The organism is Clostridium muellerianum (assembly GCF_012926525.1).
Classification (GTDB): domain Bacteria; phylum Bacillota; class Clostridia; order Clostridiales; family Clostridiaceae; genus Clostridium_AM; species Clostridium_AM muellerianum.
Genome location: NZ_JABBNI010000063.1, coordinates 74,724 through 92,732 on the forward strand (window position 1 = coordinate 74,724; position 18,009 = coordinate 92,732).

Annotated in this window: 17 protein-coding genes; 2 read left to right on the forward strand and 15 right to left on the reverse strand. The window is 32.3% G+C overall.

What is annotated here, in order from left to right:
• Nucleotides 1–29 precede the first annotated feature (29 nt).
• Both HBE96_RS21200 and HBE96_RS21205 read right to left on the reverse strand, forming a co-directional pair.
• Nucleotides 30–317 (reverse strand): hypothetical protein, encoded by a 288-nt coding sequence (locus tag HBE96_RS21200; RefSeq protein WP_169299697.1) that lies wholly within the window; start codon nt 315–317, stop codon nt 30–32.
• Nucleotides 318–1,013: 696 nt separating this feature from the next.
• Nucleotides 1,014–1,223, reverse strand: coding sequence for a hypothetical protein (locus HBE96_RS21205; protein WP_169299698.1), 210 nt, complete (start codon nt 1,221–1,223; stop codon nt 1,014–1,016).
• A gap of 340 nt (nt 1,224–1,563) precedes the next feature.
• On the opposite strand from HBE96_RS21205, the gene HBE96_RS21210 reads away from it, so the two are divergent.
• Together HBE96_RS21210 and HBE96_RS21215 are read left to right on the forward strand one after the other, a co-directional pair.
• The gene (locus HBE96_RS21210) at nt 1,564–2,394 is read left to right on the forward strand and encodes a hypothetical protein (protein WP_169299699.1); all 831 of its coding nucleotides are present in this window, start codon (nt 1,564–1,566) and stop codon (nt 2,392–2,394) included.
• A 296-nt stretch (nt 2,395–2,690) separates the two neighbouring features.
• Nucleotides 2,691–3,041: a hypothetical protein gene (locus HBE96_RS21215; protein WP_169299700.1), complete on the forward strand. Its 351-nt coding sequence runs from the start codon at nt 2,691–2,693 to the stop codon at nt 3,039–3,041.
• 130 nt (nt 3,042–3,171) lie between these two features.
• Here the strand turns inward: HBE96_RS21215 and HBE96_RS21220 are convergent, their stop codons facing one another.
• From HBE96_RS21220 to HBE96_RS21280, 13 genes are all read right to left on the reverse strand, one after another.
• Complete coding sequence (locus HBE96_RS21220) at nt 3,172–3,588, reverse strand: hypothetical protein (RefSeq protein WP_169299701.1); 417 nt, start codon at nt 3,586–3,588, stop codon at nt 3,172–3,174.
• 273 nt (nt 3,589–3,861) lie between these two features.
• Nucleotides 3,862–4,779: a DNA-processing protein DprA gene (gene dprA / locus HBE96_RS21225; protein ID WP_243187021.1), complete on the reverse strand. Its 918-nt coding sequence runs from the start codon at nt 4,777–4,779 to the stop codon at nt 3,862–3,864.
• A gap of 99 nt (nt 4,780–4,878) precedes the next feature.
• Nucleotides 4,879–5,445, reverse strand: a complete 567-nt coding sequence (locus tag HBE96_RS21230) for a transposase (RefSeq protein ID WP_169299703.1) — start codon at nt 5,443–5,445, stop codon at nt 4,879–4,881.
• Nucleotides 5,446–5,685: 240 nt separating this feature from the next.
• Nucleotides 5,686–6,435 (reverse strand): Ig-like domain-containing protein, encoded by a 750-nt coding sequence (locus HBE96_RS21235; protein WP_169299704.1) that lies wholly within the window; start codon nt 6,433–6,435, stop codon nt 5,686–5,688.
• Between the two features lie 361 nt (nt 6,436–6,796).
• Entirely contained in the window at nt 6,797–7,057 is a 261-nt protein-coding gene (locus HBE96_RS21240; protein ID WP_169299705.1) for a hypothetical protein, read from the reverse strand.
• A 398-nt stretch (nt 7,058–7,455) separates the two neighbouring features.
• On the reverse strand, nt 7,456–10,131 hold the full coding sequence (locus tag HBE96_RS21245; protein ID WP_169299706.1) for a hypothetical protein: 2,676 nt from the start codon (nt 10,129–10,131) through the stop codon (nt 7,456–7,458).
• Nucleotides 10,132–10,934: 803 nt separating this feature from the next.
• Nucleotides 10,935–11,267 (reverse strand): nucleotidyltransferase domain-containing protein, encoded by a 333-nt coding sequence (locus HBE96_RS21250; RefSeq protein ID WP_169299707.1) that lies wholly within the window; start codon nt 11,265–11,267, stop codon nt 10,935–10,937.
• Nucleotides 11,234–11,674, reverse strand: coding sequence for a HEPN domain-containing protein (locus HBE96_RS21255; RefSeq protein ID WP_169299708.1), 441 nt, complete (start codon nt 11,672–11,674; stop codon nt 11,234–11,236). The genes HBE96_RS21250 and HBE96_RS21255 overlap by 34 nt, the downstream gene beginning before the upstream one ends.
• A gap of 58 nt (nt 11,675–11,732) precedes the next feature.
• The gene (locus HBE96_RS21260) at nt 11,733–12,551 is read right to left on the reverse strand and encodes a hypothetical protein (RefSeq protein WP_169299709.1); all 819 of its coding nucleotides are present in this window, start codon (nt 12,549–12,551) and stop codon (nt 11,733–11,735) included.
• Nucleotides 12,552–12,651: 100 nt separating this feature from the next.
• Nucleotides 12,652–13,515: a tyrosine-type recombinase/integrase gene (locus tag HBE96_RS21265; RefSeq protein WP_169299710.1), complete on the reverse strand. Its 864-nt coding sequence runs from the start codon at nt 13,513–13,515 to the stop codon at nt 12,652–12,654.
• Nucleotides 13,516–13,715: 200 nt separating this feature from the next.
• Nucleotides 13,716–16,250 carry a hypothetical protein gene (locus HBE96_RS21270; RefSeq protein ID WP_206155024.1) on the reverse strand — a complete coding sequence of 845 codons (2,535 nt, stop codon included), beginning with the start codon at nt 16,248–16,250 and terminating at the stop codon, nt 13,716–13,718.
• 70 nt (nt 16,251–16,320) lie between these two features.
• Nucleotides 16,321–16,863: a hypothetical protein gene (locus tag HBE96_RS21275; RefSeq protein WP_169299711.1), complete on the reverse strand. Its 543-nt coding sequence runs from the start codon at nt 16,861–16,863 to the stop codon at nt 16,321–16,323.
• 166 nt (nt 16,864–17,029) lie between these two features.
• Nucleotides 17,030–17,989, reverse strand: a complete 960-nt coding sequence (locus HBE96_RS21280; protein ID WP_169299712.1) for a hypothetical protein — start codon at nt 17,987–17,989, stop codon at nt 17,030–17,032.
• Nucleotides 17,990–18,009: the final 20 nt, after the last annotated feature.

An 18,009-nucleotide genomic window follows, 5' to 3' on the forward strand; every position in this document is an offset into this window, starting at 1 on the left:
TCAACTGCAACTACTTTAGTTAATGCTATTCAATGGACAGCTTCTATTGCTACTGATAGTTTAAATGATGCTAATGGAGTATTAACAGTTGATGCAACAGCTGCATCTTTTACAGATAAACAACAGTTTGTTATAACAGCTATTGATCCAGCTACTGGAACTAATAAATCAGTAACAGTAACAGTTGGAGATGCTGCTGCTGTTAATACCATCACTTTAGGTGAAAATGTTCTTCCAACAGGAAAAACAAGAATATATACTGGATCAGCTACAGCTGTTACTTTACCAATTACAGGAGCAGACCAGTATGGAAACACTTTAGATACAGCTGCTAAACTTGGTGGATTAACTATACTATCATCAGATGCTGGAGTAGTTCCAACATTAACTGATGTAAGTAGTAAAGCAGTAATTAATGTAAATACAGCAGGACTTGCAACTGCTAAAAATGTTGTTATTACAGTAGTTATAAATTCTACTGGACAAACTATAACAAAAACTCTTGCTATAGTTGAACCAGCAAAAGCAGATGCAGTAACTTTAGGAACAATAGAAAAAGCAGTTATAGCAGATGCAGATGCTGCAGGAACTTTAGTACTTCCTATAACAGCAACAAATCAGTTTGGTGAAACATTAACTGCTAAAGAAATTGCAGATCAATTTACTGCAGGAAATATATCAGTAACTGAAACTGGTTCATTAGCAAATGCAAACCTTCAAGTTGAAACAAATTCTTCAAGTGCTAATTATGGAAAGATAGTTAACAAAGCAGCTATTGGATCAGGTGCAGACGCAGTAGGTGTTGGTACTATAGTAGTAACTACATCAGCTGGAAAAACAGCTTCATTAAATGTAACTACAAAAGCAGCAAGAACTGTTACAGAAGTACTAGCACCTACAACTGCTACAACTAACTTAATTGCAGGAGCAACATCTTCATTTACTTATAATTATAAAGATCAATATGGAGATACTGTAACTCCATCAGCATCAAACAGAAATGCAGCTTTAACTTATAAATTTGTTGTAACTGATCTTACTGGAGATGCAGGTGTTATAACAGTTAATAAAACAACTGGAGCAGATGAAGATGCTATAGGAACAGTTACAGTTAGTGCAACTGCAGGAAAAGTTGGTACTGCTAAAGTTGCAGCACAACTTCTAAATGCTTCAAGCGAAGTAGTTAGCCAAGTTGAAACTACATTCTCAGTTACTTCTAACAATGCAACTGGATTAACATATAGTGTTGCTAATATACCAACATTATTTGCTGATAGTACAGCAGCTCAAGCTGTAGATGGAACAGATGCTGATGCAAGACCTATTACAGTTACAGCTACTGATGGAACAAACACTTATGCAGTACCAGATTCTCAAATAGTAAGCATAACTTCAGTAACTCCAGGCGTTATAGTATCAAATGGTAAGCTTGCTGATGTTACATTTGATGCTCAAGATAACAAATGGGTAATTGGTGCTGATGATACAGATAATATTACATTTGCAACAGGTTCTAATACTGCAAATGCTACTATAAGAGTAACTATAAACACAGCTGATGGATTGAAAACTTTAGATAAGCAGGTTACAATTTCAAAAGAAGCTAAGAAAACAGTAGAATTGAAGATAACTGATACTGACTTAGCTGCAGGTAATCCATATGAAATCCCAACAACAGCTACTGAATTAAATTCATTTACATTTGCAAACAGAGCAGCTGCTGAAACAGGTACTGGAGCATTCTTGCTTGCAAAAGACCAATATGGAAATTGGACTAAGTTAACTAAGGAAGGAACTACTGTTATCCTTAATACAAACACATTAGCTACTTCAAATATAGGTGCAGATAATGGATTTGAATTTGCAACAGATAAATTTATACTAGATGAAGCTGCAAATCTTCAGGCAACTGCAAATATTAGATTCAAAGCTGATACTAACTTAACTTATTCAGTAATGGACGGAGACGCTATTAAGCAATTTACAGTTAAAATTACTTCAGAAGAAGCTCCAGCTGCAGTTGTATCATCAGGTACTGCAGGTACTGCAAATGCTGGCAAAATAGCAACTACAGAAACTTCAGTGTTTACATTTGATGAAGAATTATCAGAAGCTTCTAAAACTGCTTTACTTGCAACATTTAAAGAAAAATTTGATGCAGTTAAAGGCGCAGACGGATGGGCAGATGCAGCAACAGCTACTAGTGGTAGTGCAGTATGGTCAACTGCTTCAGGCAAGAGCGTATTAACAATAACTCCATTCTCAGGAATAACTGCTAATACAGTTGCTATACCATCAGCATTTACTATTAATAAAACTGATGTTGTAGATGTTATTGGTAATGCAGCAGGAACAAGCGGAACTATAACAGTTACACCTGCAAGCGTTAACTAATATAAAATTTACTTTGTTCATTAAACAAACTTGAGAGCGGTAAATAAGCTTTAACGAATATAAAATTAAAAAGGAGAAGGAAGGTAAAAAACCTTCCTTCTCAAATTTAATCACAACTAATTTCATTTCAAACATAAATCATATCAAAGCTTCATAAAGTATAGTTAGGCCACATTCTAAACTGAAAATCTAATAATATATAAGGACTAATCATCAAAATGATTAGTCCTTATACTATTTCCATGACTTAAATAAATAAAATTTTACATACTAATATTAAGAAAGAGGTGAGCAAATTGAGGAAAATGGTAATAGCAATAATAATAATGTTTTCTTTAACACTAATATCTTGTGGTAAAATTACCTATACTAAAGAATTTGAATACTTGCCAAGTTATAAGCAAATGACATTAAAAACCTTTCAAAAACCTACAAAAGATGGGATGGGCATTGCTACATATACAATAAAAAACAAGAAATCAAAAGATGTGTTGGAAAGTTATGAAAAGCAGTTGAAAAAAGATGGGTGGAAAATAACAGAAGATAAAAAGCCAACATCAATAACAGCTGAAAAAGAGGGGCATAAGGCAGTAATAGTTCCAACTCAAAACAAAGAAGATGTTCTATTAACCATAGTCTCGCAATAACCCCAGTGGTGTAAATTTTAAAAATTAAAATGAGTATGTACCAAAAGTGATTATTTATCACTTCAATACATACTCCTATCTATTTTTATTTAAGTTATCTATGTATAGCTTAGATGAATGTTGAGCTTATTTATTTAATAATAGTTAAATGCTTTTTTATAGTAAAAACGTCTTCTTTTGTCTTAAGGTCTTCATATTTTAAAAACTCTACGCTATTTGTCAAGTCTCTAATTTTATCAATACTTTCTATGTGATTATTTGCATTTTTAACTTCAAATTCTGTAAGTTGGTCTTTAATGCTGTTAGCTTTATCATCTAATTGATCAACTTTAACATCTAGTTTATCGACTTTAACATCTAATTCATTAACTTTAACGTCTAGTTTATCAACTTTACCATCTAATTCACTAACTTTAACATCTAATTTATAAACTTTAGCATCTAATTCATTAACTTTAACATCTAATTTATCAAATTTAACATCTAGGTTATCAACTTTAGAATTAAGTTCTGATAAGATTTTTAATATTTTTTCTTCATTGTTCATAATAAACTCCTTTCAACTAAGATAAGAAAATTATAACATAAAGAATTAGTGAAATCTATGGTCTTGCAAGGACCCCAGGGGTGTAAAATTTTCCAGCTTTCCTTCTCTTTAATTCAATGACCTCAGGTGGTGTGAACAAAATGCGAACGTATAAAAAGCTTTTTTAAACATCTATAATCTCGTTATAGACCTTTTATACTTAATATTAGCAAGTATAGTCTTAAAGTGTCTCTATTCTTCATTTTGGTATATATAGTACTATACATACTACTTTTAGAAAAGTGTTTTACTCGCTATGTCGTTTTTTAGTGAATAGAACTTTCCATGAAAAGCTTTGATTTTTCCATCCAACTCCATTAAGGACATCTTTTCTAAAATATCTACTTCATCATCATGTAGAGTAACTTTTAATTCATCTATTGCTTTAGGCCCCTTATTTATGGCATTCAAAATCACTTTTTCTGCATAATCTATCTTTGAATCATTTCTAACTTGTACAGTATTTATAAAATTATCTTTTTCACTTGTAACGTTAGTATAGGAATTCATTAACTGTTGCTGACACATATATAATCTTGCTCCATTTAGTATAAGTTTATTACATCCTTTGCTTTCCTTAAAAAAGATGTTATTAGGTACTGCAAAAACTTCTCTATTATATTTTTTAGCAAATTGTGCTGTTATAAGAGATCCACTATTTTCATCAGCTTCTACTACCAAAAGTTGATTACTGAAAGCTGCGATTAATCTATTCCTTTTAGGAAAGTTTTTTGGATATGGCTTTGTTCCTGGTGGGTATTCCGAAATTACTGCACCATTTTCAATGATTTTCTCCATAAGTTTTATATGTTCTTTAGGGTAAATCAAATCAACACCATTACCTAGAAAAGCAATAGTATATCCTCCTGAATTTATACAAGCTGTATGCGAATAACCATCTATACCTTTTGCCATACCACTTATAACAGGAATACTGTTTTTAGCCAAGATTTCTGCTACTTCCTTCGCTACTTTTTTTCCATAACTAGTACATCTTCTAGAACCTACTATCCCTACTCCCATAGAATCCTTATTAATTGTACCTAAATAATATAAAAGAATAGGAGAATCTTTAATACTTTTTACTTTTGAAGGATATAGAAAATCATTTATAGTAAGTAGTCTTATATTGTTTTTTTCACACTTTTTCATTATAAGCTCTGCCCTACTCATGATATCATACTTAGAATTTAGTATTATACCAGTAAAGATAACTCGCCTATAAAACCAAATGTAGATAAATGAAGTTTATTACAAAGCAGTTTTGATACTTATAGCACTTTCAACAAACTTTTTGTATAATTCTCTTTCTTTTCCTTCTTGGAAGTATGAAAGTACTTCTTTTGTGGTTATTAATTTTTCTTTTTTATCTCCTATGTACATGCTATAGCTGCTCCACTGATAATCCTGTGGCTTTTCTACCATATTTGCTCTCAATGGATTTAGGTGTATATATCTGCTTGCTTCAAGCATTTGTTCATCTGATTTTATAAACTCTGGATGATATCTATCTTGAAATAAGTGTCCTATATAATTATATTTTTTATTAAAATACTTTGCATACACGGCATTTACTCTACCTATAAATTGTCCTGGTGCTTTATCTTTAGTTTTGATCAGTATATGCACATGGTTATCCATTAAACAATAGCAAATTATTTTATATTCATCATACTCAAAATACTTTAATGCTTCTTCAATTAATGTTATGTAATATTGAAAATCTTCTTCGTCCTTAAATATATCATTCCTATGATTTCCCCTTGCAGTTATATGACAACTAGCTCCGCGGAACCAAGGAACTTTTGGTGTTGACAAAATAAAACCTCCTCCCTACTATTTATTTAAAACTATTGCCAATTACAAGAATTTTACACACATCAAGTCAATTTTATTAAAAGTAATAGTAAATTTAACATAATGAACTTTCATATAAAATTAAAAAGAGTACGTACTAAAAAGTGATTATTTCTCACTTCAATACATACTCTTCTCTATTCTTATTTCAGTTATTTATTTTAAAGCTTGTCATTGGAAAATTTTACACCCCTGGGGTCATTATTGAAATAAACTCCTTAATTGCAATAATGTTCCTATTGTAAAGTTACCCATCAAAGCATTTTTAAAATCAGCCTGTTCATCAGGTGAAAGACTATAATATTTAGCTTTAATAGAAGCTGTATCTGTTACTGTAGATGGATTGCTTATTTTTGCATCTATTGCTGATCTTATAGTACTTACCAAATTTTTTTCTGCTTGAGTTTTAACTAGTTCTTGAACTTTGGGTAAAACATTTTTAGCTTCTATTAATGCAGGATTCACATTTGTATTGGTACCTCCTGAGCTACTAGAATTTCCTGATGAGGATTTAACTATAGTAAATTTCATTCTAGCTTCTTTTGATAACTGAATGTTATCTTTGCTTAATAATGATTTTTTCACAACTATAGAATATGTTTGCCCATTTGTATAATTTGAACTTGGTGGCAGAACATCTACCAACATATTGTCAGAATTCAATTGCACTGTAACTGAAACTGCTTGTCCATTACTATCTAATACCTGTATATTATCTTTTTTAAATGCCTGAGAATTTAATTGTTTGTTAAACTTTAGTGTCCACTTTTTATCTATGGCCACATCAGTTCTCTCTGGAAAAACTTTTATGTCACCATCATTAGTAGTACTTGCTGTGATTAATAGATTTGTCCTGTCCATTGAAGTATTAATGTTATCTGCAGCCATAGCTTTTCCACTACACAATGAAACAAATATTGCAGATGCAATTAAAATATTCCTTATCTTCATAACTATTCTCCTTTTATATTATATTGTTAATTGTACATTATTATATCATAAACTTGTTATAAATAGTAGCAAGCTAAATACCCCAGTGGTGCAAGATTTTACAGTCATGAGCTGTAAATTTTTCACTACTGGGTTCTTTCTATACCTAAAAGATTGAATTTGCTATTGCCTTATACGTTCTATTTTCTCAACTTGTCACTGGAAAATTTTACACCCCTGGGGTCTTTGCGAGACCTGAAAGGTTGCACTTGCTAATCAATGTTTTATCCGTTCATACTTTATTCACAACCCCTGGGGGTGTTGCGAAACGAAGCGAGCTTGCTACTATCAAAAAAAGAACCGCCACATCTGCGATTCTTTACTATTTTACAGCTTTTAATGTTGCTATGTCATTCCAATTCTTAGATGTCACTATCTCTACAGCATTTAAATCTTTTCTTATTCCTTTAACTTCACTATCAATACTTTCTAGTTTATCTTTGGTTTCAGTTCTAAATTCTGTTAAATCCGCTGTTTGTTCGATTACAGAATCTATCTTTTTTTCTATTCTATCTAATTTATCGTTTGTTTTATCTTGACCATCTACTAGTTGATTAAGTAATTCTAATATTTTATTTTCCAAGAATAACAACTCCCTATCATCTATTTATTTTATCATATCTACGTTTTACATTTATATTTTAACATTTCCCTATTCTAGTTTCAACTTTAAATACAACATCACTAAATAACTATTTAATTAACAAAAAGAACAGAAGAGTACCCCTAAAGATACTCTCATTTTTGATTTGATTATTTAGTTTTTCAGCCAGCATATGACCTGACTATTTTATGATATTAGATATTTTTAGATATGTTAGTACAATTTTATCCGTTCATTTATTTAAATGGGAGAAGGAAGGTTGTCCTTCCCTTCCTCCCCTGTTATGGTTTTATTTATCCGTTTCCTTTTCTCAGCTTGTCACTGGAAAATTTTACACCCCTGGGGTCTTTGCGAGACCTGAAAGGTTGAGCTTGCTATTAGTTTATTGCGCCTGATTGAACTGTTACACTATGAACTACGCCACTAACTGTAACTTTTAAATTGCCAGCATTTGCATAAGTTTTTAACTGGTCTATAGTTAAAGTATCAAAGTCTGCTGCAGTAGCTGAAGCATTTCCTGTAACTGCTTTAGCAATAGCCATTTTAAGATCATTTGGAGCTGTAGCCTTAAGATCAAGTGTAGTTGCTCCTAAAGTTACTTTTTCAGCACCATTATTTATTGCATTTGTTAAATTAGTAGCATTTACTGCTCCTATACTAGCTAAAGTAGATGTAGCTGCAACTTTTGATGTAATAACTACATTACCAGCTTTATCCATAGTTGTTGATGCTACATCAGTACCACCAATTAAACTATTAATTACGTTGTTTGCACTTGCTATGCTTGGTAATACAAATTGTACTGCATGGTTTGTATTATAAGCAGTTCCGTTAGCACTCTTTAATGACTTAGCAACAACTAAAGTATGTTTATCTGCATTACTTAAAGTTCCATCTGGTAATGATATAACAATTGTGTTATCTTTTACGCCATCATCACCATCAATATCATTAGTTAATGTAATGTAACTTCCCTTTGGTAATAAATTACCATCTATTGTGTAGTTAGAAACATTAGTTGCATTTTCAGTATTTCCAGTAATAGTAACTGGTTCAGTAAATGTTACATATAATTTATCTTCTCCTGCACCATTAGGATCAATTTTGAAAGCAGCTAAATTCATGTTATCTATATTTGTTTTTGCTTTATCATTAACATAGAAATCTTCACTTGTTGGAGCTTTAGATAATACAAATGCCTTAGTTAATGTTGCTGCTGTATTTCCAACATCATCACTAATTGATTTAACTACTACTGTCCAAGTTCCTTGGTAAGTTCCATTATCTACTAATTGCTGTATTGTCTTTCCGCCAACAGTATTTGGTGATACTTTAAATATTGTATCTCCAGCACTTGCTGCCTCAGCTGTAGCATCAGCAGTATCTCCATAAGGTGTTACTATACCATCAACTGTAACAGTATTTCCATCAGCATCTTTTCCTAAGAATTGAACTGTAGTTGTTTGTAATTTACCTTGTGTTTGAGCTATAGTATCAGTTCCATCTGCTGAAGTTGCAACACCGTCTTTAAGTATTCCAACTTTTACAGGTTCAGACATTATAACATCATACGCATTTGGTGTTTTATCATGAGCTTGAACTATATCTTTTATAACTGGACTTGTTGTATCTGGATTTGCTATAGCAGTTCCAGTAATAGGTGCATCAAATGCATCTCCACTATCTTTACCATTTGCAGGATTTACTAATGCTTTAGCTTCAAAATGCAAAGCATATTTTCCATTATAATAGTTTTTATTTGTTTGCTGAGTCTTGTAAATTTTTGTCCAGTCTTCTTTAAGTTGAACAATATATTCAGAATCTGTAACTTTCTTCACATCAAGTATGCTACCGTTTGTAGGATCAATAAGCTTACCATTTGTAGTGTCTATATCAACATTAGTAAATAAATCATACTTACCTGAACTGTTATAAGCATATAAAGCCATAGCAGGAGTTCCAGCAACATCACAATTAAATTTAACTCTGAATTGTTCTGGTGATTCAGCTACTACTGAAGCAACTGCTGGTACAACATCATTTCCTTGCACTGCAAAGTTAAGTACTTGAGTTGTAGAAATATTCTTAGTATCAGTATATCCAGCAAAATCTTTTATTGCTGCTAATTGAATTGAATGGTTTCCTGCTGGTAAGAATACTTGCTCTCCAGCTTTGTGTGCTTTACCATCTATTGAATTAGTTGCTGTTACCGCATTGATGTATTTTCCAAAAGTTACAGTTAATACATTACGTGTATCAGTAAATTTATTTTGGTCAAAATCACCTGTAGATATTAATTTTGCAGGTGCAGTGTAATTCATATTTAATAAATCAAGTTTACCACCATCTATGCTAACTTGTTGTGTAGTTAAATCTACTACTGGATCTACTATTGGTTCTGAGAACACAACATTAACTCCAGTTAATCCAGTTGGTGTAACATTAGTTGGTTCAGCTGGTCTTGGGTCAGTTAATACGAATGATTGAGCTGACTTAACTCCAGTTGCATCAGTTATATCTACATTAACAGTAGTATTATCAGTTAAAGTAGTATCTTTACCTTTAGTTAGAATAACAACCATTGATTTTGCATCAGTACCTGGTTTGAAACCTCTAGCCTTAAATGTTTTTCCTGTTCCTGGTTGAGATATAGCAACAACATATCCACCTTCATTTGCTCCATATGTTACTGCATTTCCGTCTTTATCAACCATGTAAGTTCCATCAGGATTTTGTTTTACAAAGTTCTTAACACTTACTTCTTTGTTGAAGTGAAGAGTTACTCTATCAGCAATATCTGATTCAGCTCCTACTACTATAGCATTATTTGAACCATTATTTGGTGATGGATCAAGTAAAACATTTGTTGTTCCAAATACTTTACCTATTAAAGCTTTATAATCATTTGAAGCTTCATTTATTTGTGCATCTATTTTAGCAGCTACTTTTGAATTTTCTGTTTCTGATATAAATGTTACAGCAGCTTCACCATTTTGAACTGTAACTCTGCTATTAGCTAAGTTACCAGCACTTGCTTTAAACTCAATAACCATACCATCAACATTTGCTGCTGGTGCTCCAGTTGATTTATCAATAAGTTTTGCTCTTACTGTAGTTGTATGTCCTGCATCTGCAATAACTGTTGAATCATCAGCAGTTACTGTTAATGCATAAGCATCATTAACTGATAATGATGTAAAGTCTCCTGTAAGATCAGCTTGAGTTGTTCCTGCAACTTTTAATCCTGTAGCTTTTACAGTATATTTAGTTGCCCAATCTGTTCCAGTTACATCTAAAACTACTTTTGTTCTATCTTCACTTAATGTAGCACCATTAATTGTTACACCATCAATACTGAAGTTATCTTTAGTTGCAGCATCTACTGCTTTATTGAAAGTAACTTGTACTTTAGTTTTAGTAATAGCACAACCCTAACCATAATTTTCCTATTTCTTCGTACTAATCAACTCCAGTGAAATCAATGCTTCTCAATATTCTGTTGCTCTATCATTTGTTGCTCAATACATAATGGAATAAGCGTAACAGAAAGGATAGGTGTTCAAAATGGAATAGAAAAAAGGAAAAGGAATATACCATTTCCATTTGGAATTGAATAGAAGTGAACAAATTCAATTTATGCACAATATCGCTAGTTGTTCTTTTGTTGCTCATACTGCAGAAGGACAATAGTATCAGTAGTGTCAATAATTACAGCTATTTAGTATGAAATTAAATAACAAAAAAAAATGAAATGACATAATGTACCCTAATATATTGGCACTACTAACATTGTAAAATTTAGTATTACAATAATGTCGGTAGTGCCGATAACTAAGGCTATATACAAAGAACTGCTCTAACTTGCTTGTGGTAATTCTAATTCAATTCCTGTCTTTAGAATCTCTTCTACTAATCCTACGGGCTCACGGTATTCATCCATAGTAAACGGTTGTGGTTCTATATCCATGTCATAATCCATTGCAGATAATAGTAAAAAGTGAATTCCATCTACTCTACTCATATCCTTGAAGTAGTCTGAAAATATTGCAATATCAACATCACTATATCTATGAATAGTACCTTTTGCATAAGAACCAAACAATATAGCCTTCTGAATAGGAATTTGTTTGCCTAACTCACGAATGTATTCTGCAATTATTTTTTGTACTGATTCAGAGATTTTATCCATTGAAATACCTCCTCTGTATTATTTAATACTCTTTTTGCCCTATTAGAATCAATAGTACTTGATATTTTCTCTTTGAAGGAAGGATATCTACCAGATATATAGTATGATAATAATTCTGCAAAGAAGCTTTTATACTTCTGCAAATCTTCTTCAAATTGATTAATAGGTATATATTCACTAAGGTTAACTTCTCTTTTAAGTTGTCTTAATACATTCCAAATATTATGAATCATTGGTGGCTCATTGCCTGTATATAATGTATATATACCTTTTGCAAGTTTTTCTACTGCCTGTTGACTCATAAAGGCTACATACATATACCTTCCGCCATACATCATTACTCTTGCTGAATCCAAATCATATTGTGCTGCTTCCAACCAATAGTCATATTTTTCTCTACTATTCATAAATTTTCACATCCTCATATATATATATTATAACCAATTTCACAATTAATTTCACTAATCATTTGCTGTTCAGTAATTGTTCTACCTCTCTTTCATAACCATACTTTCTAAAGAATTCAAGCAATGCAGCAGCGAATATATCCCTTTGAGATACATTCTTTTCTCTTGAGAACTCCCTTACCATTACATCTAGTGGACTAACCATGTGAACTGATTTAGTAACAAATACTCCTGGAAGTGCATACCTTGGAATAGTACCAGCATCGGATTGTGGTGTCAACATATCAACTAATTTTTCTTTGTTCTTCTGTAGCATCATTAGAAGAGGTACAAACTGCTGCAAATCCACTTGTTCTGAACTGATATTCTTAGCATTTGGTATAATTTCTATGATGTTATCATTACTCTTTTCTAATCTAGTATCCGCTTGTGAATATGTTTCAAGCTCAGCCACTGATTCTTCAACCAGTCCTAATGACTTTGTATAATTCTTCTTCTCACTTGACCACTGATAGCCTTTTCCTGACATATAGGAAGCCATTTCCCTGTGATCTGCATAGCCTAATCTTTTAGCTATTACTTTTGGATCTGCACCTTCTTTACTAAATAATGCTATCACCTGTGCTACTTTAGAAGTTGATGCAATAGTATCTTCTAAGGTAGTTCCTTCAAATCTATTGTAATTTGGTACATAATTTTGATTGTCTGAATCCCAATGGAAATTTCTACGTCTAACATACATATCTAACGACTTGTAATTAGAATACCCCATTTGTTTTGCTATTTCTTCTCTGTCAATACCTTCTGTAAGAAGTCTAATAACATTTTTCACCTTATCATCATATATAGGTTCATTTTCATTCTTTCTCAATTCCATCTCAAAATACCTCCCATTATATAGCCATGAATATTGGCACTACCAGCATTGTCGTCATACTAAATTTTACAACGCCAATAGTGTCGATATTTATAGATCATTATATTGCGTTCACAGCAGTCTTTAGCTTGTCTATGCTTGAATGAGTATAAATACTTGTAACCTTTAAACTGCTATGACCTAATAGTTTCTGTACCTGAACTAGATTCACATCTTGCTGTACAAGACGTGACGCAAAACTGTGGCGTAGTATATGACAGGTTACTTTCTTACTCCAACCAAGCTTTATAATAGCTTCTCCAAGAGTTCTATTTATATATTGTGCTGATAGCTTGCCTGTTTTATGATTAGCAAAAAATAATGGCGAATCTATATCTAATCTATCATTTTCTATATAGTTCTTTAGATAAGTATATAGTTTGTCTGATATAGGGATAACTCTATCTTTATTTCCTTTTCCTGCTACTACATGAATAATTCTGTTATTAAGATCTACGGTGTCCAATGTAAGGCTTAAACATTCCGATATCCTAAGACCTGTCATATATAAAGTTCTAACTACTAAATTAATCAATGGTTGTTCTATTGCTGCAAGAAGTTCTTCCACTTCTTCATCTATAAGATATACACGTTCCTTCTGCTGGAGCTTGATATTTTCAACAGATAATGCTACATCTCTTTCTACTATCTGTTTTTTATATGCCCAGGAGAAGAAAGATCGGATAGTATAAAGATTTCTGCTCCTAGATGCTGGTGCATAGTTTCTTTCTCCCTTCAAGTACAGCAAGAAATCCTCTATATCTGTAGATGTTACATCTTCTACATAACATTCACAATTGTACTTTTTTGATAGATATTTTCCAAAATTGCTTAGATCTTTCCCATAACTATCTATTGTTTGAGAACTCCTATCAATAGTATCCATGTATTGAAGAAAGCTTTGTTTTCCTTCATCTAATAACATTTAAATTACCTCCTCTATTATTAATCAAGGTTATAATATATATTTTAAATACTAATTATTACTAATTAGTTGTGACTAATATTATCATAGTTAGTTTCCATACTACCTTTTATAGCCCTAAATATCAGCACTATCATCATTATTGTCATCCTATTTTTTATATTGTCTATAGTGCCGATATTTTAGACTATCTCTAGCGTCTAATCGCCAAATAGTTCATCAAATCCATTATCTACTACTTCATCAACATCATCTATAGGTCTAACTATTTCGGTATTTGCAGTTCCTTTTGTAATAGTTATTTTCTTACCCTTACTACGAGGTCTGATAGTATAGTAAATTCCTAACAGTTCTAGATTTGACTTTACTTCTTTCAATCTCCTACTAAGAACATTAGGCTCCTTAGCCCATAGCTTAGAATGAACGTTAATACTCTCCTTTTCTGCTATTCTGTTTAGCTCTCCAAGCAATCTTCCTACAGTACCATCCCATCTGTTAGTATCATTCATTAGCTTGATTACTGCTGCGGCTACAGGATTAGATTCAACTGCTTCTTCATTTGCTCTGCTTTGATTGTTAAGGTATGCATCAAGAAATGCTTCTCCACCAATGCTAGCTGCTTCCGCTACAGCATAGCCCCATCTAGTGAAATCAGCCATTCTACCCATTCTATCTAATTCTACGCTATCATATATGGTCATAGCTTTTGATAGTGTTGTAAATATTCCTCCAAGTATCTTAGGTTTATCCTTTTCAAATTCTTCCCAAATGACTTTCTCTTCCTTACGTTCTTCTGGTGGTATCCTTTCAAGTTCAAGGAGTATTGAACGATCAAGAAGGTCAGCTCTAGTTGCTACTACATTTATACCATTTAGACTTACAGGTTCTTTGAAATATAGTATAGTTTCGTCATCATCTGTGAACAAAGTTCTCTTACTAAATCCTCCACCTGTAGCAGCCATGCAAAGCATATCACTTTTTTCAGCAGTTATATTATCAAGGTTATCAAAGCAAGGCATATAGTTGTTGCTAAGAATTAATGCTAAGTCCTCCTTACTTGTAGGCATGGACACTACATCTCTTACCGCAGGGTCTACTATGCTTCTATCTTTCTTCATTGAAGTAGTCTTTGAAGCACCTTTTTCACCATGTATCACATCTATAGGATGTGCAATATCTGGTATGAATTTTGTAACCATATTTACTTTATGCAAAATTGCATCTTCCTTATTTTTGTACCTGTAATGTTTGTCCAATATTGATAAATCATCATATTGCACTGGTAGTACTTGTGACTTCATATTCTTATTTCTTACAAAGAGTATTGGAGCATCATCAACTATCCTCCATCCATCTTTGCTTATCTCAACGTTCCTCCAATTACTGTCCGCAAGGTCATAGTAGTATTTACCTTCGTGCTTTGTACATCTTCTCGCAAGGGTTCTCTCATCACCTTCATACATTGCCTTCATTTCAAATACTCCCAATGCCTGGTTCATTGCATCACTACTTGGAGCTTTCCCTGTTTCATCATAGTATTTCTTTGTTAGCCACATTTTAAATTTCTTACTACCTATCTTGTATACTTCTATATGTCCATTGACATTTACTGCTGCATACTTTTCTTCAATATCATCACAAAATAGTTTTGCATCTCTTCCAGCATTGATTAGTAGATCTGATTGAGTTTCCTTAGCTTCTCCATCTTCCTTAGAAGCTTTGGTCTTCTTTTTCCAATCAGGTTCAAGCTTATCCCTGAGAGTATGCCAGTTTTCATCGCTGCAACTATTGTGATGACAGCCTGCTGCTATTGCTCCAGTATTATAATGAATGATGTAAGCACTATGATTAGTGTGTTCTTCTCTCCAAGGGCACTTTTCAAGTACATATATCTTTGCATTGCCAGAAATTTTTTCACTAGCGACCTTGATGCCATGTACTTCCATCCAATTATTTAGGTCAAACTTTGTTTTCTTTTTCCCAACAGTTTCTTTTTCTTCTACTGGAAGCATAGCTGCAACACTTTGCAACTGCTCTTTCTTCACTATTTCTATTTCTTCAGGATAACTTATTATCTTTGCCATTCTGTGAGGTCTTTCCTCAATATCATCACCTTTGCAAGCTGCCGTACCATATACCTTACATATTCTAGCCGCATTATAGGTTGACTTGTCCACTTCAACAGCATCATCTGTGAACATTACGTCTAATGCCTTTAGTACATTTTTTACAAGTTCTGTAATTTTCTTATCATTAGGAATGTCAATATAGTATAGTAGATGTGCACCATTACCGCTATCTGCTACTACTGGTTCTGCCCATCCTTGCTCCGTTAGAAATTCTTTAACCTTTTCAGCTTTTTCAATAGCTTTTTGATGTTCTTCATCTGATGATGATATTCCAGCAGCTCTTTTAGCATCTAAGTCTATCATTAGAATATCTCTTTTCTCAATATCTGCATCTGTTGTTGTAGTCTTAGCGTATTCTGTAAGATGATTCTTTGACCTTGCAAGAAGCTCTTGTTTTACTGGATTTATAGTGAAGTAGATATTGTATTTACCAATGTATTGGGTGATGTCTGTTGCAAGTTTATCATAGTCATCATAGTATCCACTTAAGGTTCCTTTATTAGCATTTAGGATTCTAACCTCCGTTACAATACTTTCTTCCTTTAGCACCTGCATTGCAAATGAAATTTCCTCTAAACATTCAGTTATATCATATTTATTTATCATTTATACGTACCTCATTTCATCTTTATTTTCTAGCCTGCAACTGCTCTAACAGCTGCAGGCAGTGTACTTTTTATTCCTCTATTTCAAAGTCTTCTCCCATATCATCTAATTCATTAAGTTCTTCTAGTTCTTCTTGAGATGAAGTTTTCCTTTGTGGTATCTTCCTGTTTTTATTACTAGGTACTTTACTTTCTTTAGCTCTTTTCATGCTAATTATATTTGAATATTCAATGCCATCTTTTTCAGTGTTTTCAACTACTACTTTTACCTTCATCCCTACCATTGCATCAATATCAAGTCTTTCACCTGCTTCAGGTAAACATTCAAGGTCTTGAAGAACCTTTATCATTTTACCTTTAGTACTCCATGTAAAGTTCGGTGATAGATATAATGCTACTTCTTTTCCATCTTCGTCTTCCACTATAACCTTAATGTTTAATACTATTCTTTTACCAGTTCCTGAAAATTTGCTTTCTACTTCTTTCAGCACTACTGAATCTATAGCACCTTTATGCATACCTTCCTCTACACAACTTCTCATGGAAGGTCTTTTCGTTATATCCATCATTTCCTCAAGAGATAGTATTCTTGAACTATTATTATTCATTTCCATTTTTTATTTACTCCCTCTCATGCTGGTACTGCAGTTACCAACACTTTATTATTTAGCTCAAGCACCTTCGCTATGATTATATAATAATGCATTTAGAGGGAGTATTTTAGCAGGGAAAATTGAATATGTTTTTTCCCTACCATAAAAAAAATCCAAACAAGTTTTTTTATTTCTTGTTTGGATTGAGTGATTTAATTATATATTCTAGTTTCTTTTTTTCTTCCTCAGATAGTTCCTTTATTTGTGGTTGTTCTGTCAATTCTTCATTTAGTATCTTCAATGATTCCTTTAATATATTTGCAGATTGTCTATATCCTTTACTAAGCCAACTTGTGTCTTCTATATCTAATTCTAATAATGCAAAAGCAGAATCTTGTATTTCTTCATCTCTTAATTCACTAAATATATCAGCTAATCTATTCCACCTTTCATTTGCAGCGATTAGCATTTGTTCATAGAATCGTATAAGAATATCAGCATCATTATCATTCAAAGTCCGCATTTTAGGAGTATCTATTGATTTATCATATTTAGTACTACTTACTATCTCTTCAATGCTTTTAAATTTAGCAAGTTCCTTATTATTATCTATAATCTGCTTATTATTTACTTTTTCTATTTTCACATTATTTATGCTCTTACGTATCATTTCAATAACGCTGTTATATACTTCTTTACTAGCTTTTCTACTATGATATTCAGTAGCTCCATATAGAGAAGCTAACTGTTTTTCTGCATCATCACCTTTGAAGTTACTGTTTATAAGTTCTTCTGCTTTTTTAACTATATCCTCTATGTCCTCAAATTCTAGTTCTTTGCCATTTCTTAATTTTTTATAGTACTTGCTTGTATATTCTCTTATTAGTAATTTTATGCTCTCTTTTTCCTGTACAGGAATTTGATATTCTCCATTTACTTTATATTTAATATTAGGATTAATTCCTTGGTTTTTTAAGATATTTTCAAAGTATTCTTGTTTTGTTTCTCTATAGTTTTTGAATTTGGCTTCCCATTCACCTTTTCTTATATCTTCTTTGTCTAAATCCACATAGTTAGGATATGGTAATCCGTCCTCCAATGCCATCTCTTTTGCTATCTGGTAAAATGAAACATATTCTTTACCCATTTTAGCACCTCCAATGTTCA